Here is a 22,149-nt window from a genome sequence, read left to right on the forward strand (position 1 = left end):
CCTGGTTAATTCAGCCCCGTGATCACAATCAGACGAACCGAATTCCTTATGTAGGAATAATCACTGCGGTAGCTAGGAAGAATCCAATTTGATTCGGCCCCACAACAGCCATTCACGCCCGCAATTGCGGGTCGTCCTTCTTTTTTCCCAGGTTGTTCTGCCCCGTCGAATCCTGCGACGGCTGGATACTCTCGACCGCCACGTTCTGCCCCCGCGTCTTGATCAACGAAACCACCACCCCACCCAGCAACAGCCCGAACGTCACCCCCAGCGACAGCAACGCCGGCACCTTGCCCACCATGCCGTGGTAGAAGATTTTGCAGCCAATGAAGATCAGCACCAGCGCCAGTGCGTACTTGAGATAAACGAAGCGGTGCATCAACGCCGACAACGCGAAGTACAGCGAGCGCAGCCCCAAAATGGCAAAGATGTTAGAGGTGTAGACAATGAACGGGTCCTGGGTAATGGCGAAAATCGCTGGCACGCTGTCGACCGCAAACACTAGATCGGCAAGTTCGATCAGTACCAGCGCCAGGAACAATGGGGTGGCATAACGCAGCGCCTTGCTGTGCCCAGGCGGGGTCTGGCGGATGAAGAAGTGCGAGCCATGGATCTGGTCGGTGACCCGCATGTGCCGGCGCACGAACTTGATGATCGGGTTGTTGGCCAGGTCCGGGTGGCTGTCTTCCTTGGACAGCGCCATCTTCACCCCGGTAAACAGCAGGAAGGCACCGAAGATGTACAGCACCCAGGCAAAGTTCTGCACCAACGCCGCGCCTACGCCGATCATGATCGCCCGCAGCAACACCACCCCCAGGATGCCCCAGAACAACACGCGGTGCTGGTAGCGGCGGGGGATGGCAAAGTAGCTGAAGATCATTGCCATGACGAACACGTTGTCCATCGACAGCGACTGCTCGACCAGGAAACCGGTGTAGAACTCCAGTGCCGACTGCGCGCCCAACTGGTACCAGACCCCGGCGCCGAACAGCACGCCGACGCTGAAGTAGCCTGAATACAGCAGCAGGCTTTCGCGCATTTCGATTTCCCGGTCGTGGCGGTGCAGCACGCCCAGGTCGAGTACCAGCAAACCGATGACGATGGCCATGAACACCAGCCACAACCAGGCGCTGGTACCGAGGAACGGGGTGGTGAGAAATGCTTGCAGAGCTGTCATGAGCCCCTCCTTGAATGTCGACGTTGCTTGGCAACAGTGATCCGACATGGCGGCTTGGCAGCCGTCAGAGGGGCCCGGTATCACATGATTTTGAGCCTAGACCCGTTTACCAGTGATGCCGAACAGGGAGCTGTTACATTTCTTTGCCAGGGCTCGGATCTGGCCTTCAATACACCCACACCTCGACCCGTCGGTTACGTAACCGTCCTTGCTCCAGCTCATTGCCGGCCACGGGTAGTTCATCGCCCATCCCAGTCACCTCCAGCACCTCCACACCATCGCGCGCCAGCTCGCGCCGCACTGCTTGCGCGCGCAGGCGTGAGAGCAGGGCCGCGCGCCCGGGTGTCTCCTTGGGGTCGCCAAACCCCACCAGCACCGCCTTGCTCTGCAACTTGCCAGCCTGGCGCAGGTACTCGGCTACCCGCTGCACATCGCGCAGGGCCTTGTTGTCGAGGCTGGCGCTGCCTTCCTGGAAGCGAAAGTTCACGCTCAGCCGCTGCGCCTGCTGGGCGAGGGTGCGATAGCGCGGCGGCATATCAGACTGGGGAGGGACAGGTTGAGCCTTGATCTGCTGCGAAACGAAACCCTGCTGGGCGACGATCGCCTGGCCCGCGGGGCTTTGGGCGAAATCGGCCAGGGCCTTGGACTGGGGCTTGGGGTTGGCCGGCAGGTAGAAGTACAGGCGCCGCGATAGCGGGTAGTCTTCGCTGGCCACCAGTGCGCGTTCAGGCAGCATGGCCGGTGCGTCGCCCTCGGCCACTGCCAGCACCTTGGCCCCGTGCACGGCGGCCAGGCTGCTGAAGCCGATGGCCTGGCGGTCGGCACCTACCTGGGCCGCCAGTTCGTCACTGGACTCGAAGCGCTTGGCCTTGGGCGACAGTTCGCTGTGCAGAGGTTCCAGCACCAGTGCCTTGAAGGTCTCGAAAGTACCGGAACGGTCATCACGGGCATACAGGTGAATGGCCCCGCCAGAAACACCTAATTGTTCCCAGCGCTGGATCTGCCCGGAGAAAATCTGCGCCAGTTGTTTTGTGGTGAGCTGCGGCAGTGGGTTGTCGGGGTGGACGATGACCGCGACGCCATCCAGGCCGATGACTTGTTCAGCGCTGGCAGCACGCAGGTCGCCCAGGGCCTGCAGCTGGCGCACTTCACTGTCGTTGATCGGCCGCGATGCCGCTGCCAGGTCGGCCTCGCCCCGGCCCAGGGCAACGAAGCCGGTGCTGGAGCCGTGGGCGGCGATGTCCACGCGCACGGGCTGCCCATGCGCATCGCGCGCACTGATCACGGTTTCATTGGGCAGTTTGCCCGGCTGTTGCGCGATGGCGCTGGCTTGCTGCGCGCGCAATTGCCCCTGCACCAGCGCCGGCAGCAAGGCCGCACCAATCGTGTTGGAACCTTGCACGCGCAGGTGCTGGGGCTCGGCCAAGGTCGCAAGCGGTAGCAGGATAAGCAGCAAGACAAGCAGGCGGGGCATGCCGGATGGCCCTGTGGCATAGAGTTGGCCGGCAGATTACGACAGTGGCGTGATGATAATGTGACAGTCCGTAGGGGAGGGCTTTGCCCCTCCCTTCTCGGTGGCTGGCGAACTCAATGCGCCCCGGCAGACTTGCTCAAATCGCTCTCGGCCCACTCGGTATAGATGCACGCATCCGCCACTGCCCAACGCACCTTTACGCTGTCGCCCGGCTGCATCGGCATGCCTGCGGCTGACAGCGCCTTCACCGTCAGCTCGGTACCCCCTGCAGTCACCACATGGCAGGTTTGGCTCTCACCCAGGAACAGCACCTCGCCAACCTTGGCGCTGACCTCGTTCCAGCCCGCTGGCAGTGGCGCGCGCGCAGCCTGTTCGGCGGTCAGGGCCAGGGCCTTCTCCGGGCGCACCATGATCAGTGCATCTTGCGAGGCGGCCAGCCCTGGGGTCAGGCGAATGGCTACCGGCTGCCCCTCGAAACTGCCTGCGCCATTGCTGCTGGCCTTGATCCGCAGGAAGTTGGAGTTGCCCAGGAACGAAGCGACAAAGGCATTCGGCGGGTTTTGGTACAGGTCGTAACCGGTGCCCAGGCCGACGATCTTGCCGTGGCTGAAAATGGCGATGCGCTGGGACAGGCGCATGGCTTCTTCCTGGTCGTGGGTGACGTAGACGATGGTAATGCCCAGTCGGCGGTGCAACTGACGCAGTTCGTCCTGCAGGTCTTCTCGCAGCTTTTTGTCCAGCGCGCCGAGCGGCTCGTCCATCAGCAGGATACGCGGTTCGTACACCAGCGCCCGGGCAATCGCCACGCGCTGCTGCTGGCCGCCAGACATTTGCGAAGGTTTACGGTGGGCGAACTTCTCCAGTTGCACCAGCTTGAGCATGGCGTCGACGCGCTTGGCCGTCTCGGCAGCGCCGAGCTTGCGAATGGCCAGCGGGAAGGCGATGTTGTCGCGCACGTTCAGGTGCGGGAACAGCGAATAGCGCTGGAACACCATGCCGATGTCACGCTTGTGTGGTGGTACGTTGACCAGCGATTGGCCGTCGACCAGGATCTCGCCACTGCTGGGTGTTTCGAAGCCGGCCAGCATCGACAGGGTGGTGGACTTGCCCGAGCCGCTGGAGCCGAGGAAGGTCAGGAACTCGCCGTCCTGGATCTCCAGGTCGAGGTTGTCCACGGCGGTGAAGTCGCCGTAGTGCTTGTTCAGGCCGCGCAGGCTGACCAGGGTCTTGCCGTGCGCGTTGTCTTTGATCACTGCACTCATTGTTGTTTTCTCCGCGCTCAGGCGTTTTCGGTGCGCCGGCGCAAGGCGGCGGCAATGAACATGACAAGCAGCGACAGGCCGATCAGCAGGGTCGAGGCCACGGCAATGACCGGGCTGAGGTCCTGGCGCAGGGTGGTCCACATCTTCACCGGCAGGGTCTGCAGGTCGGGGCTGGCCATCATCACGCTCAGCACCACTTCATCCCACGACACCAGGAAGGCGAACAGGCCGCCGGCGATCATGCCGGGGCGGATGGCCGGGAAGGTGACCTTGAAGATCGCCTGCAGGCGCGAGGCACCGCAGATCACCGCGGCATCTTCAATCGACTGGTCGAACAGCTTCAGCGAGTTGATGATGGAAATGATGGTAAAGGGCAGGGCGACGATCACGTGGCTGACCACGAAGGCGAACAGCGTGCCGGTGTAGCCAAGTTTGAGAAACAGCGCATACACCGCCACGGCAATGATCACCAGCGGCACGATCATCGGCATGGTGAACAGCCCGTACAGCAGTTCGCGGCCCGGGAAGCGGCCACGCACCAGGGCGAACGCGCTGGGCAGGCCCAGCAGTACGGCGGCGAGGGTGGTCAGCACGGCCACCTTCAGGCTGGCCAGCGCAGCGTCCATCCACTCCGGGTTGGAGAAGAACTGGCCGTACCACTTGAAGGTCCAGCCTGGCGGCGGGAATACCAGCCACTGGGACGAGCCGAACGACAGCAGCACGATGAACACGACCGGCAGCAGCAGGAAGGCCGCGATGACCCCGGTGGTCAGGTACAGGCCCGTACGCAGCGGGCGACCCATGGCATTGGGAGACAGAAGCATGGCGGTTTACCTCGCGTTGCCAACCGGGGATTCCGGCTGCAGCTTCAGGTACAGGTAGAAGAGCACCAGGGTGATCGCCACCAGCAGTGCGGCGGCGGCGCTGGCCAGGCCCCAGTTGAGGAATGACTGCACCTGCTGGATGATGAATTCGGGCAGCATCATGTTCTGTGCACCGCCCAGCAGCGCCGGGGTGACGTAGTAACCGAGCGACATCACGAACACCATCAGCGCGCCGGAGAACAGCCCCGAGCGACACAGCGGCAGAAATACCTTCCAGAAGTTGGTCCACGGGCTGGCGCCACAGATGGAGCCCGCCTGCAGCACCATCGGGTCGATGGCGTGCATGGTCGCCTGCAGCGGCAGCACGATGAACGGGATCATGATGTAGCTCATGCCGATCACCACGCCGGTGAGGTTGTGCACCATTTCCAGCGGGGCATCGATGATGCCCATGGCCATCAGCGCCTTGTTGATCACCCCCGAGCTCTGCAGCAGCACCAACCATGAGTAGGTGCGTGCCAGCAGGCTGGTCCACATCGACAGCAATACGATGTTCAGCAGCCAGCGGCCCCAGCCCTTGGGCACCAGGGTGATCGCCCAGGCCAGCGGGAAGCCCAGCAGTACGCTGATCAGGGTGACCACGCCAGCCACCGAGAAGGTGTTGAACAGTACCCGTGCGTAGGCCGAGTTGGCGAACAGTTGCTCGTAGTTGCCCAGCCCAGGGGTTGGCTCAAGCACCCCGCGCAGCAACAGGCCGACCAGCGGGGCGAAGAAGAACAGGCCAAGGAACAGCAGGGCCGGCAGCAGGTTGCGGCTGCCTTTCCAGCGCTGGCTCAGGCTGGCGCGGCGGGGGGCGGTGCCCGGCGCGCCGGCACCCGTGGGGGCACCTTGCGCGTTATGCAGGGCATTGATGGCGACTTTCATTTGACCAACCACTCATTCCAGCGGGCCGCGATGGCTTGACCGTTCTTGGCCCAGTAGGCGAAGTCGAGGGTGACCTGGTCCTGGGCGTAGGCTGTTGGCAGGTTCGGCGCGAGGTCTTTGTCCAGCTTGGCCACGCTGTCGACGTTGACCGGCGCGTAGGCGGTCTTGTTGGCGAACTCGGCCTGGCCTTCGGCGCTGCTGGCGTTGGCCAGGAACTTCATGGCCGCATCCTTGTTCTTGGCGCCTTTGGGAATGACCAGGAAGTCGGCCATGACCAGGTTCTGCTTCCAGCTCACGCCCACCGGTGCGCCATCTTGCTGCAGGGCATAGACGCGGCCGTTCCAGAACTGGCCAAGCGAGGCTTCACCCGAGGCCAGCAGCTGTTGCGACTGGGCACCGCCGCCCCACCAGACGATGTCTTTCTTGATGGTGTCGAGCTTCTTGAAGGCGCGGTCCAGGTCCAGCGGGTACAGCTTGTCTGGGGCTACGCCGTCGGCCAGCAGGGCCAGTTCCAGCACGCCGGGGCTCGGCCACTTGTACAGGGCACGTTTGCCGGGGTAGGTCTTAGTGTCGAACAGCGCGGTCCAGTCCACCGGTTTGTTGGCACCGAGCTTGCCTTCGTTGTAGCCGAGTACGAAGGAGAAGAAGAACGAGCCGACGCCGTGGTCGGAGACGAACCGCGGGTCGATCTTGTCGCGCTTTATCTGGTTGAAATCGAGGGGTTCGAGCAGGCCTTCGCTGGCGGCACGCAGGGCAAAGTCGGCTTCGACGTCAACCACATCCCACTGCACGTTGCCGCTCTCGACCATGGCCTTGAGCTTGCCGTAGTCGGTGGGGCCGTCCTGCACGACCTTGATGTCGGTGGCTTTGCTGAACGGTACGGCCCACGCTTCTTTCTGGGCGTCCTGGGTGGTACCGCCCCAGCTGACGAAGTTCAGGCTGTCGGCGGCCTGGGCGGCCTGACATGCCAGGGTCAGCAGGCTGGCGGACAGCACTGCGGTTACACGTTTGCTCAACAGCATGGTTACGCCCTCGTTGCTTTTGTTATTCGAGGCGGGGCTTGTGGTGCGCCCGCCAACAGTGTTCGGGGAGCAGCAAAAACAAAGTGTCCGGGTGGCCGTTTTTAAGTGTAGGTGCCGGCCTGCAGATTTAAGGTCTACGGGATATCATATTATGGTATTCCAAACTTTTGGCAAGAGGTGTGAGGCGACCGGCCATCACTCCGACCTCTTCAATTTGTCGCGGTCTGCTTTTGTAGGAGCGGCCTTGTGTCGCGAAAGGGCCGTGAAGCGGCCCCAGGATTTCAGCAGATGCACAGATTGCTGGGGCCGCTCTGCGGCCCTTTCGCGACACAAGGCCGCTCCTACAAGGGGTGGTGTCAGCTTGGAAGACCTGGCTCGAACGGGATGCTCTGCACCACTTCCAGCTCATATCCCGCCAGGCCCGCGTATTTCAGCGGTGGCCCCAGGTGACGCAGTTTGCCAACGCCAAGGTCCTGCAGAATCTGCGCGCCGGTGCCCACCTCGGAATACACCTTCGACTGCCCACGCTGGTAAGGCCGTACCGGCTGAGTCAACTGCGGTATGCGTTCAAGCAATGCCTGGGAGGACTCATGGTTGGCCAGGATTACCACCACGCCAGCACCTTCCTCGGCCACCTTCTGCAACGCCGCCCACAGCGTCCAGTTGGCCGGGCCTGCATATTCAGCACCGACCAGGTCGCGCAGTGGGTCGATTACGTGCACCCGCACCAAGGTCGGTTGTTCGCGACGGATGCCGCCCATGACCATGGCCATGTGCACACCACCTTCGATGCGGTCTTCATAGCTGACCAGGCGGAAGATGCCATGCACGGTCGGCAGCTCGCGTTCGCCGATGCGCTTGATGGTCTGCTCGGTGCTCAGGCGGTAGTGGATCAGGTCGGCAATGGTGCCGATCTTGATGCCATGCTGGGCAGCGAACACTTCCAGGTCCGGGCGGCGGGCCATGGTGCCGTCGTCGTTGAGCACTTCGACGATCACCGAAGCCGGGCTGAAGCCTGCCAGCCGTGCCAGGTCGCAGCCGGCTTCGGTATGGCCGGCGCGGGTCAGCACGCCGCCTTCGCGGGCGCGCAGGGGGAAAATGTGGCCCGGTTGCACCAGGTCTTCGGGGCGCGCGTTGGGGGCCATGGCCGCTGCCACGGTGCGCGCCCGGTCGGCAGCGGAAATACCGGTGGTGACACCCGTGGCCGCCTCGATCGACACGGTGAACGCGGTGCTGAAGACGCTGCCGTTAGCCGGTACCATCTGCTCCAGGCCCAGGCGCTGGCAGTGCTCGTCGGTCAAGGTCAGGCAGATCAGCCCACGCGCTTGGCGGGCCATGAAGTTGATGGCCTGGGCGTCGCAACGCTCGGCGGCGATCAACAGGTCGCCTTCGTTTTCCCGGTCCTCGTCATCCACCAGCAGGACCATCTTGCCTTGCCGGTAGTCCTCGAGAAGTTCCTCGATGGTGTTGAAAGCCATGTTGCACGCTCACTGTGGTGGGGTGATTATTATGGTATACCATCATACATAAATATCGCCTTAAGAGGAGAGCAGCAGATGAAGGCTTACTGGATCGCCCATGTGGACGTGACCGACCCCGAGCAATACCAGCAGTACACCCAGCGTGCCCCGGCTGCCTTCAAGGCGTTCGGCGGCCGCTTCCTGGCCCGTGGTGGGCGCAGCGAGGCGATGGAAGGGCGGTCTACCCCCCAGCGTAGCGTGGTGATCGAGTTCGATTCGTACGAGCAGGCGGTGGCGTGTTACCGGTCCGAGTTGTACCAGCAAGCGTGCAGCCATCGCCAAGGTGTGGCGAAGGCCGAAGTGATCATTGTCGAAGGGTTCGAGCCTTGAGTGATGGTCTCACGGCTCTCCCGGACCGGCAGGGCACCAGGCCCTGCCGCATGGGTGGATAAGGTTATTGAAGGTGTACTTTCAGTTCACCGGCCGCCTGGCGCATCGCCGCCTTCACTGCCGGCACCTGGCTCAGTGGGTTGAGCAGCCCATAGTCATGGATCATGCCGTTGTAGCGCACTGAGGTAACCGTCACACCGGCAGCATTCAGCTTGCGGGCATAAGCCTCACCTTCATCACGCAACACATCGAACTCAGCCGTTTGTACCAGTGCTGGCGGCAAGCCTTTGAGCTGCTCAGTGCTGGCCCGCAGCGGCGATGCGTAGACCTGCGCACGGGCACTGGTATCGGAGGTGTAGCTGTCCCAGAACCACTTCATCATCCCTGTGGTCAGGAAGTGCCCTTCGGCAAATTGCTTGTACGAGGCAGTCTCGAAACTCGCATCGGTCACCGGCCACAGCAGCAGCTGGAAGCGCAGCGCAGGGGTGCCGGCCTCTTTGGCTTTCAGCGCCACGACTGCCGCCATGTTGCCGCCGACGCTGTTGCCGGCCACGGCCAGGCGCTTGCCGTCCACGCCGATCGCCTTGCCATGCTCGGCCACCCAGCGGGTCGCGGCGTAGGCCTGGTTGATGGCCGTCGGGTAGTGCGCTTCCGGCGATGGGGTGTAGTCCACGTAGACCGCCACCGCACCCGAGCCGACTACCAGGTCGCGGATCAGCCGCTGGTGGGTGGGGAAGTCGCCCAGCACCCAGCCGCCACCGTGGAAGAACATGAACACTGGCAGGTCACCCTTCGCGTTGGCCGGGCGCACTACTTGCAGCTTGATCGACTCGCCATTGGCCTGGATGGTGCGCTCCTTTACCTCGATGCCCGAAAGGTCGACCTTGACCGAGGCCTGAGCGCCGGTCAGCACTGCGCGGGCGTCTGTTGGGCTGAGTTGCTCCAGCGGCTTGCCACCCCCTTTTTCCAGGGCTTCGAGGAAGGCCTGAGTGTGTTGTTCGACACCAGGGCTGCCAGCGGCGAAGGCGCTGGAAACGGACAGGGCCAAGAGGGAGGCGGTGAGGGCCTTGTGGACAATGTTCATGAGCGAATCCTTTTCTATGCAAGTGGTGGTAGTGGGCGTCTTGCCTGGCCTGCTGGGCCATCGCTGCGACTTGTGCGTAGATTAGGCAGGTGCACTTGCAGGAAAAAGCCGCTATAAAGCGTTTGACTGTCACTATGAGCGAGACAATGAACCCTTACGAAGACATGCGGATCTTCGCCCAGGTCATGGAGGCTGGCAGTTTCACCGCCGCCGCCGACCGCCTGGGCATGTCGAAGCAATCGGTCAGCCGACGCCTGATGCAGCTCGAGGAGCGCCTTGGCGTTCGCCTGCTCAACCGCTCCACCCGGCGCCTGGATGCCACACCGCTGGGCCAGCACTACTACCAGTCGGCCTTGCGCTTGTTGGGTGAGGTGCAGCAGGTAGAGCACGACATCAGCGGCCAGGCCCAGGCCTTGCGCGGCACCTTGCGCCTGAGTGCGCCGCTGTCGTTCGCCATGTCGCACCTGGGTTGCCTGCTGACCGAGTTTCTTCAACTGCACCCGCAAGTAGATGTAGAGGTGGACCTCAGCGACCGCGCCGTGGACCTGATCGGCGAGGGCTACGACCTGGCGCTGCGCATTGGCGCGCTGGAGGACTCCAGCCTGATTGCGCGGCGTATTGCCAATGTCGAGCGCGTCTACTGCGCGAGTCCGGCATACCTGCAGGCGCGGGCAGTACCAGTAATACCGGAGGATCTGGCCGGGCATGACTGCCTGCCCTATGGGCATTCGCGACAGGTGCAGTGGCAGTTTCGCCAGGGCGGCAAGGCGCAGGCGATTCAGGTGACAGGGCGCATGCGTGCCAACAACGGCGAGTTGCTCAGGGATGCGGCCATCGCCGGCATGGGGGTGACCTACCTGCCGACCTTCATCGTTGGCCAGGCGTTGGCGGATGGGCGGCTGGTGAGTGTGCTTGAAGAATGGACGCCGCCGGCGTTGCAGTTATCAGCGGTGTATCCGCAGCACCGGCAGGTAGCGCGGCCGGTGCAGGGTTTTGTCGACTTCTTGCGTGAGCGGTTGGTGCAACTATAGGTTTACCTCAGCACAGGGCCAGCAGTGGTGCCTTGCGCGCCTGTGGCCCGGCCCAGAGCAGTTGCGCCACGCCGATGGTGCGTTCTTCGAAACCGCCCTGGCAATAGCACAGGTAGAACTCCCACAAGCGCTGAAAGGTATCGTCATACCCCAGCATCGTTAGTTCCGAGCGCGCCAGGCGCAGGTTGTCGCGCCAATGGCGCAGCGTGCGCGCGTAGTCCTGGCCGAAATCCTCCAGGTGTACCAGGTTCAGCGCGGTCTGGCGGCTGGCGGTGTCCAGCAGCACGCTCAGCGAAGGCAAGGCGCCGCCGGGGAAAATATAGCGCTGGATAAAATCCACCGAGCGCCTGGCCTGGGCGTAGCGCTGGTCGCGGATGGTGATGGCTTGCACCAGCATCAGGCCATCATCCTTGAGCAGCGACGCGCACTGGCGAAAGTAGGTCGGCAGGTAGCGGTGGCCGACAGCTTCGATCATTTCGATCGATACCAGCTTGTCGAAGCGCCCGCGCAGGTCGCGATAGTCCTCGAGCAGTACGGTGATGCGCTGCTCCAGGCCCAGGGCCTTGACCCGCTGCAGGGTATGGGCGTACTGCGCCGCCGAGAGCGTGGCGGTGGTGACCCGGCAGCCATGCTGCAGTGCGGCGTGGATGGCCAGGCTGCCCCAGCCGCTGCCGATCTCCAGCAGATGGTCGTCGGGCTTGAGTTCAAGTTTCTGGCAGATGCGTCGCAGCTTGCTGGTCTGGGCCTGCTCCAGGGTTTGCCCGGGGCTGTCGAACTGCGCAGCGGAGTACATCATGGTGGGGTCCAGCAGGCGCTCGAACAGGTCATTGCCCAGGTCGTAATGCGCCAGGATATTGCGCCGCGCGCCGCGCCGGCTGTTGCGGTTGAGGCGGTGCAGCAGGCGCAGGGCCGGGCGCGCCAGGCGTGCCAGGCCGCCCTCCATGGCATCGAGAACATCCAGGTTGGCAACGAACAACCGGGTGACAGCTGCCAGGTCCGAGCTGCGCCAGTAGCCGTGAATATAGCCTTCTCCGGCACCAATCGAACCATTGCCGGCGACCAGGCCCCAGGCGGCGTCATCAATCACTTCCACTTCCGCGTAAAGCGGGCTGGCAACGTCGCCGAACGTCCATTGCTGGCCTTGGCAGATCAGGCGCAGGTTGCCGTGGCGCAGTTGGCGCAACTGCGCGAGCACTGCGCGCCTGGCCAGGCCGCCGAGCAGCGGGGCAATGCTTGCCGATTTGCTAACGCTCAGGGTCGGTTCGGGCATGGTCGGGCTCCTCGCGGGCAGGTTGGCCGAATGCCAGGTCGTGCTGGCTGGCGATATGGTCATGTAGAGGGGTACGTTTCAGCAGCAGGCGCAGGGCCTGCCAGTAAATGCCGGAGAGGGTGCGCAGGCTCATCCACGGAAAGCTCAGGATGTGCCGCTGCAAGGCCGCGCGGTCCAGCGGCTGACGTTGCAGCGCCAGGTCGGCTTCGAACACCTTGTGCCCGGCGCGCCAGTTCTGCATGTGGATGCGCACCCGCTGTGCATCGAGGGCGAACTGCAGGTGGTAGTCCATGTTCAGTGGCATGAACGGCGAGACATGGAAGGCTTTGGCCAGGGTAAATGTCTGGCTCAGGCCATCGTTCACGGGCAGTACATAGTGGAAACGTTCACGCCAGGGGGTGTTGCGCACTTCCAGCAAAATAGCCGCGAGCTGGCCTTGCCGGTCATGGCAGAAATAGACACTCACTGGGTTGAACGACAGCCCCCAGCAGCGCGGTTGGGTCAGCAGGTGCACGGCGCCTTCGGGTGCTTGGCCGATAGCCTGACCGACCATCAGCCGTGCGGCCTCGGCCAGTGGTCTGCCCTGGCGGGTCAGCGCCGGCAGATAGTCGGTTTCACGCCAGCACAGTGGGGCCAGCCGGGAGCTCCCAAGCCAGCGGGACAGGCGCAGGAGCTGGGGTTGTTCGTTGAGATCCAGGTAAAACATGCCAACCCGGTAACGAAACGCATGGTAGCGTGGGCTCAGCCGCCGGTGGCTCAGCCAGCCCTGGCACAGGTTGCTGTTCACAACTGTTCTCCAAAGTGCTGGGCGACGTTCAGCGCGCTTAGCACCCCGTCTTCGTGAAAACCATTGCCCCAGTAGGCGCCGCAGTAATAACTGTGCAAACGCCCCTGCAGTTCGCCCTGCCGAGCCTGTGCCGTCAGAGCGTCAAGGCTGTACTGCGGGTGGGCATACTCGAAGCGGGCAAGTATCTGTGCAGGGTCCACCTGCGCGGTCTGGTTGAGGCTTACGCAGAACGTGGCCGGCGCCTTGATGCCCTGAAGGATGTTCATGTTGTAGGTGAGTGCGGCTGGCGCCTGCGCGTTGCCGCCCAGGCGGTAGTTCCAGCTGGCCCAGGCCCTGCGCCGTTGTGGCAGCAGGCGCGTGTCGGTGTGCAGCACCACGTCGTTGCTGGCGTAGTGGATGGCACCCAGGATGGCGCGCTCATGTTCGCTTGGCGGTGCCAGCAGGGCCAGTGCCTGGTCGCTGTGACAGGCAAATACCACCTTGTCGAATCGCTCATTACCGCTGTCCCAGGTAACCGTCACGCCGAGGTCGTCACGTTTTACCTGATGCACCGGGCAGCTCAGCCGGATGCGTTCGGCAAAGGGCTGGCACAGAGGCCTGAGGTACGCGCGTGAGCCTGCGTCGACAACCTGCCATTGCGGGCGATGGTTGACCGACAGCAAGCCGTGGTTGTTACAGAACCGCACGAAAAACTGCAACGGGAAGCCCAGCATATCGGCCGGCGACATCGACCAGATCGCTGAGCCCATCGGCACGATGTAATGGTCGATGAAGCGCCGCCCATAGCCTTGGGCATGCAGATAACTGCCCAGCGTGGTGGCGCTCTCGATCCGTTGCTGGTTCAGGTCGGCGGTGGCCTCGCGGTTGAAGCGCAGCACATCGCGCAGCATTCCCCAGAATGGCGGGGACAGCAGGTTGCGCCGCTGGGCAAACAGCGTGACCAGGTCGTGGCCGTTGTACTCGAACCCCGTGCGCGGGTCATGCACCGAAAAGCTCATCTCGGTGGGGCGCGAGGCGACACCCAGATGCTTGAGCAGGCGGATGAAGTGCGGGTAGGTCCAGTCGTTGAAGACGATGAAACCGGTATCTATCGAGTAGCCTTGGCCCTGCCACTGCACATCGACGGTATGGGTATGCCCGCCGACCCGGTTCGCGGCCTCGAACACCGTGACCTCGTTACGACGTGACAGCAGGTGGGCACAGGTGAGGCCGGCAATACCGCTACCGATGATGGCGATACGCATGGGTCAGCCCTGTGGTTGGCGCGCCAGGCGGCGGCCCAGCTTAAGGCGCCAGCGCGCCGGCAATGCACCTAGCAGGCGCAGCACCAGGGTGAAGGTGGCGGGGAAGGCTATTTCCAGCGGGCGGTGTGGCAGGCGCGCGATGATATGGGCGGCGGCGCGCTCGGCGCTCCACAGCTGGGGCATAGGGAAGTCGTTGCGGCGGGTCAGTGGCGTGTCGACGAAGCCGGGGCAGACCAAGGTGACATCGATGCCTTCGCCGACCAGGTCGATGCGCAGGGACTCGACCAGGTACCGCAATGCCGCTTTGGAGGCACCATAGGCACCCGCACGCGGCAATGCCAGCCAGCTCACCGAGCTGCCCATGACCACCAGGTGTGGCCGCTGGCCGTGGCGCAGCAAGGGCAGGGCGGCGGCAAGGCATAAGCTGGTGCCGGTCAGGTTGGTGCGTATCACTCGGTCGATCAGGGCAGGGTCGAAGTGCCCAGGCTCCAGGTACTCGCAAGTGCCCGCATTGAGAATCACTTGGTCCAGTGCGCCCCAGGCGTGCTCGATCTGCTCGGCGATTCGCGCCACTTGCCCAGGTTGATCGATATCGCCGACTGCCAGCAGTACCTGGTCCGGAAACCGTTCGGCCAGTGCTGTCAGCTTGTCTGCCCGGCGTGCGCCCAACGCTACCTGGTGGCCTTGTTCCAGCAGGTGCAACGCCAGCGCGGCACCCATGCCACTGCTGGCACCGGTCAGCCAGCAACGGCTCATGCCAGCCTGCCTTTGAGCCAGCGAATCGCGCTGCCCATGATCGGCAGATGTTCGTACAGCAGGGCGCCGGCGTCGAAGTAGTCCTGGTGAAAATACACCCGCTCATGCCAGCGCAGGTGGCTGCAGCCTTGCAGGCTGATCAGTTGCCCGCTGGCCAGTTGCGGGTGGCGATAGTGCAACGTCCAGCGAATGTAGCCATGGCCCGGCTGTAGTTCGTCGGTGCCCTCGAAGCGGTAGTGGCAGTCGGAAACCTTAGCGTATAGCTGGGCGAAATAAGCCCGCAGCGCGGGAAGCCCGGTGAACTGGTGCAAGGGGTCGCGGAAGGCGACGTCTTCGCTGTACAGGTCACCCAACAGGTCGAGGTTGTGCGTATCCAGCGTGGCAAAGCGTTCGGCGAAGGATTGCAGGTAGGTGGACATGCACAATACCTGTACAAAATTAATTTGTTGTACAAGGTATAGTGCAGGTCTCTGGATAAATCTATACAGAAGAAAATTTTTGTACAGTTTTCGCGCGGCGCTCGATCTCCCAGGCGCCAAAAATCATGCGGCGAACACCCCCCGCTAGACCATCCCCCCACCAAACTCACCCATGGCATCCAGCACCGCCTCGCACACATACGCCAGCGAAGCCCGATCAAACAGCAGCTGCAACGCCGGCCGCTCATCACTGCCTACATTCAGCACAATCATATTGATCCGCGCCACCGAGGTCTGCGCCACCGTCCCAACCGGAAACGCCCCGGCACGCAGATCCACCCCGCACAACTTGGCCATCACCGCGCTGCCATGCACCCCCGACAGTTGTAGCCAGGCATGGCTGTCCTGGCGCGGCAGCAGGTAATTGCGCTGGGCATCCTGCACCCACTCGGCCTCTACACCCGCCACCCGTGCGCCATCGTCGGCCAGGCTGCCCAGCAGCAGGTACTCGGCCTGCGACAATCGCGCCACCCAGCTTCCATCATGCTGACGCACGGCCTGGTTCGGCTGCGTGGGCAAACGGTATCCACGTTGCTGAAGGTAGGCGGCGCTGTCTGCGCCGCGAAATCCAACCCGCGCCAACGCAGTCAAGTCAGTCAACGCACAGGTGTGCAGCAGTTCGGCTCGCGGGTTGCGAGGGATAAACGCTTCGGCTTGCAAACGGGTCATGGCTCAGAGCTCCTGGCGCAGGTTGTCGGGGTCGTGGAACGGCAGCGCTACCACCTTGGCATTGACCATCACGCCACCGTCGGTGCGAATCGGGATGAGCATGCCGGGGCTGGCCTGGTGGGCGCCGGCATAGGCCAGGCCGATGATCTGCCCCAGGGTTTGCGAGTACTCGCAGGAGGTGACGTTACCGCTGATGTCCCGGCCGTCCAGCACCAGGTGCCCCTCCAGTGGTCGCGGGCTGCCTTTGGGCAGCGTGAAACCGACCAGCTTGCGCTTGAGCGGCTGTGCTTCGAGGATTTCGATCGAGCGCTTGCCAACGAAGAACGGCTTCTTGCGACCGATGGCCCACTGCATGTCGATTTCCGCCGGGTGCGTCATGCCGTCGGTGTCCTGGCCGATGATCACGTGGCCTTTTTCCAGGCGCAGCAGGCGTTGGGTCTCGACGCCGAAGGGGCGAATGCCCAACCCGGTACCCGCCTGCATCAAGGTATCCCACAGCCGCTCGGCATGGCGCGCTGGTACGTGCACTTCATAGCCCAGCTCACCGACAAAGCCGACTCGCAGGATACGTGCAGCAATGCCTGCCACCTTGCCCTGGCGTACGCCCAGGTAAGGGAAGGCTCCGGCGGCCAGGTCTACGTCATCGCACACCTTGGCCAGCACCTGGCGTGACAGCGGCCCGGCCAGGTTGACGGCGGCCAGGGCAGCGGTGACGTTGGTGATGTCCACGTCCAGGCGCCACTGCGCGTTCCACTTCAGCATCTGTTGGTAGATGCGGTCGACGCCGCTGGTGGTGGCGGTCACGTAGAAGTGCTGCTCGCCCAAGCGTGCGCAGACACCATCGTCGATGACCACGCCGTGCTCGTTGGTCATAAACGCATAGCGGGTGCGGCCAACAGGCAGTTTGGCGAAGCCGAAGGTGTAGAGGCGTTCCAGCAGTTCGGCCGCATCCGGGCCACGCACGTCCAGGCCGCCGAGCGTGGAGACGTCGATCAGGCCGACTTTTTCACGTACATGCCGGGCTTCTTCCTGCATGCAGCGATCGCGTTCCTCCGGCTTGCCATAGTAGGCCGGGCGCTGCCAGATGCCGGCGGGCATCATGTTCGCCCCGGCTTGCAGGTGGCGGCGGTGCATTGGCGTTTGCCGGTACGGGTCGAAGGCGCGGCCGGCAATGTGTGCCAGCTTTTCTGCCTGGAACGGTGGGCGGGCAGTGGTCACGCCGGTCTCGCTGATGCTGCGGCCGGTGGCATGGGCCACCAGGCGCGCGGTGGGCAGTGCCGAGTGGCGGCCCTGGGATGGGCCCATGCCGACCGTGGAGAAGCGTTTGACCAGTTGCACATCGCGGTAGCCGCTGCGGGTGGCGTTGACGATGTCGCGCACCTGCAGGTCTTCGTCGAAATCGACGAAATCCTTGCCCTTGGGGTGCGGGAAGATCGGCCAGGGGAAGTTGACCTTGGCCTCGGCGTTGAACAGCGGCTGCACCGGCGCTTGCAGGCCCAGCGCGGCCACGGCTTCGGCCGCCCCACGGGTGGCGTCGGCCAGCACGTTGCCTAGCGCATGGCGGCCGTTCACCGAGCCTGCGATATCCAGTCCGGCTGGCAGGTGGCTGATGGCGAACTCGTCGCGGTTGACGTCATAGGCCAGCTTGCCACCGGCCTGGCACAGCAACTGGTACACCGGCATGTAGCCCGCCGACATGCACAGCAGGTCACAGGCCAGGCGCAGGCCATGCGGGCCAACCTTGCCCTGGCCGGTGATTGGGCGCATGTCCACGCCATTGACATGGCGCATGCCCGCTTCGTGCAGCGCTTCGTACACCGTGCTGCCCAGGTGCACAGGGATATCGCGGCGCTTGAGCTCGGCGGCCAGCGTGGCATCGGCCGGTGCGGCGCGCATGTCGATCACAGCAGCCACAGCCACGCCTTGTTCCTGCAGGTCGAGCGCGGCAAGGTAGCCGTCATCGTGGCCGGTCAGGATCACTGCGCGCTGGCCCGGTTTGACCGCGTACAGTTTCATCAGCCGCTGTGCGGCGCTGGTCAGCATCACACCGGGCAGGTCGTTGTTGCGGAACACCACCGGCTGGTCGAACGAACCGGCCGCCACCAGGCAACGGCCGGCACGCACCTTGTACAGGCGTTTGTGCTGGATCACTGGCAGGTAGTGGTCGGTGAACCAGCCGTTGCAGGTGGCGTCCAGCAGCACCTGGATATTCGGGTGACCCTCTACGGCTGCCAGCAACTCCTGACGCAGGCTGGCGGCACGCGTGCCGGCGATGTCAAAGCGGGCGTAGGTGAGCGAGCCGCCAAGCACGGGCTGTTGCTCGATCAGCAACACCTTGGCCCCGGCATTGGCTGCGTCCAGCGCCGCGCGCAGGCCGGCAGGGCCTGCGCCGATGACGGCGACATCGACAAACAGGTAGGCCTTGTCGTAGTACTGTGGCTTGAAGCCTTGGTCGAGCACGCCCAGGCCGGCCTTTTTGCGAATCAGCGGCTCCCACACCTTCCACATGCCTTTGGGCTTGTAGAACGAGCGGTAATAGAAACCCACCGGCATGAAGCGCGAGCACTTGCCCAGGTAGGCGTCGCGGTCGTGCTCCAGGCTGCCGTTGAAGTTCTGCCCTTCGACCACCTGCCCGTCGCGGGCGGCTTCCAGGTCGGCCAGCACGTTGGGTTCCTCAGGCAGTTGCACCAGGGTGTTGGCATCTTGCCCGGCCATGCTCAGCGGGCCGCGTGGGCGGTGGTATTTGAATGAACGCGACAGCAACCAGCGGCCGCTGCCAAGCAGGGCGCTGGCAATGCTGTCACCGGCAAAGCCCGAACAGGCCTGGCCGTCGAACTGGAAACGCAAGGGGCGTTCGCGGTCGATCAGCAGGCCCATGGGCGCGGGGAGGCGAGTGTGGCTGTTCATCCGGCGATCTCCGGGGTGGCGGCGGGGGTGAAGTCGACGCGGCGGTCGAACAGTGCTTTCGGGTCGAAGGTGCGCAGCACCTGGTCGCTTACCGTGTGGCGCTCGGCCAGAAACCAGTAGCTGGAAGCGTTGTGCAGCCACCACTCGAGCACCACCCCGGCCAGGTTGTCGCTATTGAACACATAGTCGGCCCACTCGGTATCGCTGCAGTTGGCCGGGTCGGGCATGTGCTTGCACTCGCCGCCGTAGGTGAATTCGCTGATGTTGCGCGGGCCGTTCAAGGGGCAGGTCAGGATTTTCATCGTCATGTGCTCCTAGTGGCTGGCCGCAGTGGCGCCCATTTCGTTGACTTGCTGGAAGCGGCTGAAGCGCTCGAGGGCGAAGGGGGCAATCAGCTCGGACACCTTGCCGCCGCTGGCGACCAGCTCGGCCATGGTCTTGCCGCAGATCGGCGTGGCCTTGAACCCCCAGGTGCCCCAGCCAGCATCCAGGTAGTAGTTCTGCACCGGTGACAGGCCCATGATCGGGCTGTAGTCCGGGGTCATATCGGTCATCCCGGCCCACTGGCGCATCAGCTTGGCGTTGGCCATGAACGGGAACATTTCGATGGCGTGGGCCAGCAGGCTTTCCTTGAGGTCGAGGGTGGAGCGGGTGTTGTACAGCGGGTAAGGGTCGGCGCCGCCGCCAAAGACGATTTCGCCTCGGCTGGTCTGCTGCACGTAGCAGTGCAGCGCCGACGAACTTACCAGCGGGTCGAGAAACGGCTTGAAGGGCTGGGTGACCATGGCTTGCAGCGGGTAGGTGTGGATCGGCGCGCGGATGCCGGCCTTTGCCATCAACAGCGAACTGGCACCCGCCACGGCCTGGACCACGCAGCCGCATTGCACCGTACCGCGGTTGGTCTTCACCGCCTCGATGCGGCCATTGCGGATCAGCAAGTCCTGCACTTCGGTCAGTTGGTGGATTTGCACGCCGCGCCTGGCTGCCTGTTTGGCGTAGCCCCAGGCCACCGCGTCGTGGCGCGCGGTGGCGCCGTCGATGTGCCACAGGCCCGCCAGCACCGGCAGGTGGCCGGGGTCCAGGTTCAGGCTGGGCACCAGCTCGCGGATCTGTTGGCGATCGATCATTTCGCTACGCCCGCCGAAGTGCTTGTTCACTTCGGCGCGCTGGCGGAAGGCGCGCACGGTGGCGTCGGTGTGCGCCAGGGTAAGCTGGCCGCGCTCGGAATACATGATGTTGAAGTCGAACTCGTTCGACAGGTTCCGGAACATGCGCACCGATTCTGCGTAGAAGCGCACACCTTCGCTGGTGAGGTAGTTGGAGCGGATCACGGCGGTGTTGCGCGCGGTGTTGCCGCCCCCCAGGTAGGCTTTTTCCAGCACGGCGACGTTGGTCACACCGTGGTACTTGGCCAGGTAGTAGGCGATGGCCAGGCCGTGGCCGCCGCCGCCGATGATCACCACGTCATAGCGTGGCTTGAGTTCGCACGGTGGCGGCAGGTCGACCTCCACCGGGTAGTCGGCGCTCAGGCCGTATTTCAGCAGGGCGAAAGGCATGCGGTGCGCTCCTGGTGGACGGCCTGTTGTTGCAGGTCGAGGGCGAGCAGGGTGTTTTTCATCAAGTAGGCGATGGTCATCGGGCCGACGCCGCCGGGGACCGGGGTAATGCCGGCGACCTGGGGCAGGGCAGCGGCGAAATCGACATCACCGACCAGGTGGTTTTGGCCGTCTTCATCGATGCGGTTGATGCCGACGTCGATCACCACCGCACCGGGTTTGAGGCAATCGGCACCGATCAGCCGTGGCTTGCCCACTGCGGCAACCAGGATGTCGGCCTGGCGGCACAACGCGGGCAGGTCGCGGCTGCGTGAATGCACCACAGTCACCGTGCAGTCGGCCTGCAACAGCAGGGCAGCCATGGGCTTGCCGACGATGTTCGAGCGGCCGACCACTACCGCATGTTTGCCACGCAGCTCGCCACAGGCGTCGCGCAGCAGGCGCATGCAGCCGCTGGGGGTGCACGGGGTCAGCACATCGCGGCCCTGGGCCAGGCCACCGACGTTCTCGCTGTGGAAGCCGTCCACGTCCTTGAGCGGGTTGATGGCCTGCAATACGCAATGCTCGTCGATGTGCGCGGGCAACGGCAGTTGCACGAGGATGCCGTTCACCTCGGGGTCGCGGTTCAGGCGGTCGATCAAGGTCAGCAGGTGGGCCTGGGTGGTGTCGGCGGGCAGGCGATGTTCCTGCGAGCGGATGCCCACCTCTTCGGCGCGCAGCACTTTATTGCGCACGTACACCTGGCTGGCGGCATCGGCACCCACCAGCACCACGACCAGGCCCGGTTGCACGCCGCCCTGGCGCAGTTCCTGCACCTGCTCGCGTACCTCGGCCAGCACACGCGCGGCGGTGGCCTTGCCGTCGATCAGCTTGAGGCTGGTAAGTGCGTTCATTTGAAGATCACCGTGCGGTCGTGGTTAAGGAATACCCGGTGTTCAAGGTGGTATTTCACCGCGCGGGACAGGGCGATGGTCTCGGTGTCGCGGCCGATGGCCACCAGAGCGTCCGGGGCATAGGCGTGGTCCACGCGTTGCACTTCCTGCTCGATGATCGGCCCTTCGTCCAGGTCGCGGGTCACGTAGTGGGCGGTGGCACCGATCAGTTTTACCCCGCGCTGATAGGCCTGGTGGTAGGGCTTGGCGCCTTTGAAACCGGGCAGGAACGAGTGATGGATGTTGATCGCCCGGCCCGACAGCTGGCGGCACAGGTCATCGGAGAGGATTTGCATGTAGCGCGCCAGCACCACCAGTTCGGTGCCGGTGTCCTCGACGATACGCAGCAGTGCGGCTTCCTGTTCGGCCTTGGTGTCCTTGGTGACCGGCAGGTAAACGAAGCGAATGCCCTGGCGCTCGGCCATGGGGCGCAGGTCCAGGTGATTGGAGACCACGGCGGTGATCTGCATGTCCAGTTCGCCCTTGGCATGCCGGTACAACAGGTCGGACAGGCAGTGGTCGAACTTGCTCACCATCAGCAGCACACGCATCGGCCGGGCGCTGCTGTGCAGGCTCCATTGCATGTCGAAGCGCTGGGCCACGTCGGTAAAGCCAGCCTCCAGCTGTGGTGTGTCGCCGCTGACACCGGTGTTGAAGCGGAACACCGCGCGCATGAAGAAGCGCCCATTGTCCTCGTCGTCGAACTGCGCCATCTCGCTGATGTAGCAACCGTGCTCGGCCAGGTAAGTGGTCACCGCAGCGACGATGCCGGACACGGCCGGGCAACTGACGCGCAGGATGAAGTGATCGGGAGCGGGATGCATGTCGGATAGGCCTCGTGATGGAGTGGGGCAGGTCGGGCACAAGGGCAAAAGAAGATTCGCGACGGTGCGAAAAATGT

21 protein-coding genes are annotated in these 22,149 nt (G+C 63.8%); 2 read left to right on the plus strand and 19 right to left on the minus strand.

Annotated features, from left to right (window positions below; translation table 11 throughout):
• Positions 1-112 precede the first annotated feature (112 nt).
• From ACNQP3_RS10390 to ribBA, 7 genes are all read right to left on the minus strand, one after another.
• Positions 113-1,177, minus strand: coding sequence for a TerC family protein (locus ACNQP3_RS10390; protein ID WP_060492785.1), 1,065 nt, complete (start codon positions 1,175-1,177; stop codon positions 113-115).
• A gap of 166 nt (positions 1,178-1,343) precedes the next feature.
• The gene (locus ACNQP3_RS10395; protein ID WP_012271739.1) at positions 1,344-2,651 is read right to left on the minus strand and encodes a substrate-binding domain-containing protein; all 1,308 of its coding nucleotides are present in this window, start codon (positions 2,649-2,651) and stop codon (positions 1,344-1,346) included.
• A gap of 113 nt (positions 2,652-2,764) precedes the next feature.
• Positions 2,765-3,913: an ABC transporter ATP-binding protein gene (locus ACNQP3_RS10400; protein WP_012271740.1), complete on the minus strand. Its 1,149-nt coding sequence runs from the start codon at positions 3,911-3,913 to the stop codon at positions 2,765-2,767.
• 17 nt (positions 3,914-3,930) lie between these two features.
• A complete protein-coding gene (locus ACNQP3_RS10405) occupies positions 3,931-4,737 on the minus strand; it encodes an ABC transporter permease (RefSeq protein ID WP_012271741.1) in 807 nt (268 codons plus the stop codon).
• A gap of 6 nt (positions 4,738-4,743) precedes the next feature.
• A complete protein-coding gene (locus ACNQP3_RS10410; RefSeq protein WP_060492782.1) occupies positions 4,744-5,661 on the minus strand; it encodes an ABC transporter permease in 918 nt (305 codons plus the stop codon).
• A complete protein-coding gene (locus tag ACNQP3_RS10415) occupies positions 5,658-6,683 on the minus strand; it encodes an ABC transporter substrate-binding protein (RefSeq protein ID WP_012271743.1) in 1,026 nt (341 codons plus the stop codon). Before ACNQP3_RS10415 ends, ACNQP3_RS10410 begins: the two co-directional genes overlap by 4 nt.
• A 356-nt stretch (positions 6,684-7,039) precedes the next feature.
• A complete protein-coding gene (gene ribBA / locus ACNQP3_RS10420; protein ID WP_264316991.1) occupies positions 7,040-8,161 on the minus strand; it encodes a bifunctional 3,4-dihydroxy-2-butanone-4-phosphate synthase/GTP cyclohydrolase II in 1,122 nt (373 codons plus the stop codon).
• 78 nt (positions 8,162-8,239) lie between these two features.
• On the opposite strand from ribBA, the gene ACNQP3_RS10425 reads away from it, so the two are divergent.
• Positions 8,240-8,533, plus strand: coding sequence for a DUF1330 domain-containing protein (locus ACNQP3_RS10425; RefSeq protein WP_012271745.1), 294 nt, complete (start codon positions 8,240-8,242; stop codon positions 8,531-8,533).
• Between the two features lie 64 nt (positions 8,534-8,597).
• Here ACNQP3_RS10425 and ACNQP3_RS10430 read toward each other — a convergent pair whose 3' ends face one another.
• Positions 8,598-9,617 (minus strand): alpha/beta hydrolase, encoded by a 1,020-nt coding sequence (locus ACNQP3_RS10430; protein ID WP_012271746.1) that lies wholly within the window; start codon positions 9,615-9,617, stop codon positions 8,598-8,600.
• A gap of 146 nt (positions 9,618-9,763) precedes the next feature.
• Here ACNQP3_RS10430 and ACNQP3_RS10435 point away from each other — a divergent pair, with 146 nt between their 5' ends.
• Positions 9,764-10,648 carry a LysR family transcriptional regulator gene (locus tag ACNQP3_RS10435; protein ID WP_060515560.1) on the plus strand — a complete coding sequence of 295 codons (885 nt, stop codon included), beginning with the start codon at positions 9,764-9,766 and terminating at the stop codon, positions 10,646-10,648.
• Positions 10,649-10,655: 7 nt separating this feature from the next.
• Here the strand turns inward: ACNQP3_RS10435 and ACNQP3_RS10440 are convergent, their stop codons facing one another.
• The 11 genes from ACNQP3_RS10440 to purU all read right to left on the minus strand — a co-directional run bounded on the left by ACNQP3_RS10440 (position 10,656) and on the right by purU (position 22,072).
• Positions 10,656-11,918: an SAM-dependent methyltransferase gene (locus ACNQP3_RS10440; protein ID WP_012271748.1), complete on the minus strand. Its 1,263-nt coding sequence runs from the start codon at positions 11,916-11,918 to the stop codon at positions 10,656-10,658.
• The gene (locus ACNQP3_RS10445; RefSeq protein WP_069942773.1) at positions 11,893-12,705 is read right to left on the minus strand and encodes a DUF1365 domain-containing protein; all 813 of its coding nucleotides are present in this window, start codon (positions 12,703-12,705) and stop codon (positions 11,893-11,895) included. The genes ACNQP3_RS10440 and ACNQP3_RS10445 overlap by 26 nt, the downstream gene beginning before the upstream one ends.
• A complete protein-coding gene (locus ACNQP3_RS10450; protein WP_069942772.1) occupies positions 12,702-13,949 on the minus strand; it encodes an NAD(P)/FAD-dependent oxidoreductase in 1,248 nt (415 codons plus the stop codon). The genes ACNQP3_RS10445 and ACNQP3_RS10450 overlap by 4 nt, the downstream gene beginning before the upstream one ends.
• A 3-nt stretch (positions 13,950-13,952) precedes the next feature.
• On the minus strand, positions 13,953-14,705 hold the full coding sequence (locus ACNQP3_RS10455; RefSeq protein ID WP_012271751.1) for an SDR family NAD(P)-dependent oxidoreductase: 753 nt from the start codon (positions 14,703-14,705) through the stop codon (positions 13,953-13,955).
• Positions 14,702-15,124, minus strand: a complete 423-nt coding sequence (locus tag ACNQP3_RS10460) for a nuclear transport factor 2 family protein (protein ID WP_012271752.1) — start codon at positions 15,122-15,124, stop codon at positions 14,702-14,704. Before ACNQP3_RS10460 ends, ACNQP3_RS10455 begins: the two co-directional genes overlap by 4 nt.
• Before the next feature lie 144 nt (positions 15,125-15,268).
• Positions 15,269-15,853 (minus strand): sarcosine oxidase subunit gamma, encoded by a 585-nt coding sequence (locus ACNQP3_RS10465; protein ID WP_264316992.1) that lies wholly within the window; start codon positions 15,851-15,853, stop codon positions 15,269-15,271.
• Positions 15,854-15,856: 3 nt separating this feature from the next.
• Complete coding sequence (locus tag ACNQP3_RS10470) at positions 15,857-18,760, minus strand: 2Fe-2S iron-sulfur cluster-binding protein (RefSeq protein ID WP_264316993.1); 2,904 nt, start codon at positions 18,758-18,760, stop codon at positions 15,857-15,859.
• The gene (locus ACNQP3_RS10475; protein ID WP_012271755.1) at positions 18,757-19,062 is read right to left on the minus strand and encodes a sarcosine oxidase subunit delta; all 306 of its coding nucleotides are present in this window, start codon (positions 19,060-19,062) and stop codon (positions 18,757-18,759) included. The genes ACNQP3_RS10470 and ACNQP3_RS10475 overlap by 4 nt, the downstream gene beginning before the upstream one ends.
• A 12-nt stretch (positions 19,063-19,074) precedes the next feature.
• Positions 19,075-20,316: an FAD-dependent oxidoreductase gene (locus tag ACNQP3_RS10480; RefSeq protein WP_264316994.1), complete on the minus strand. Its 1,242-nt coding sequence runs from the start codon at positions 20,314-20,316 to the stop codon at positions 19,075-19,077.
• Positions 20,298-21,209 carry a bifunctional methylenetetrahydrofolate dehydrogenase/methenyltetrahydrofolate cyclohydrolase FolD gene (folD, locus tag ACNQP3_RS10485; RefSeq protein ID WP_060492773.1) on the minus strand — a complete coding sequence of 304 codons (912 nt, stop codon included), beginning with the start codon at positions 21,207-21,209 and terminating at the stop codon, positions 20,298-20,300. Before folD ends, ACNQP3_RS10480 begins: the two co-directional genes overlap by 19 nt.
• Complete coding sequence (purU, locus tag ACNQP3_RS10490) at positions 21,206-22,072, minus strand: formyltetrahydrofolate deformylase (protein WP_012271758.1); 867 nt, start codon at positions 22,070-22,072, stop codon at positions 21,206-21,208. Before purU ends, folD begins: the two co-directional genes overlap by 4 nt.
• Between the last annotated feature and the right edge of the window lie 77 nt (positions 22,073-22,149).

The sequence above is a fragment of the Pseudomonas sp. LFS074 genome, assembly GCF_047978165.1.
Classification (GTDB): domain Bacteria; phylum Pseudomonadota; class Gammaproteobacteria; order Pseudomonadales; family Pseudomonadaceae; genus Aquipseudomonas; species Aquipseudomonas putida_P.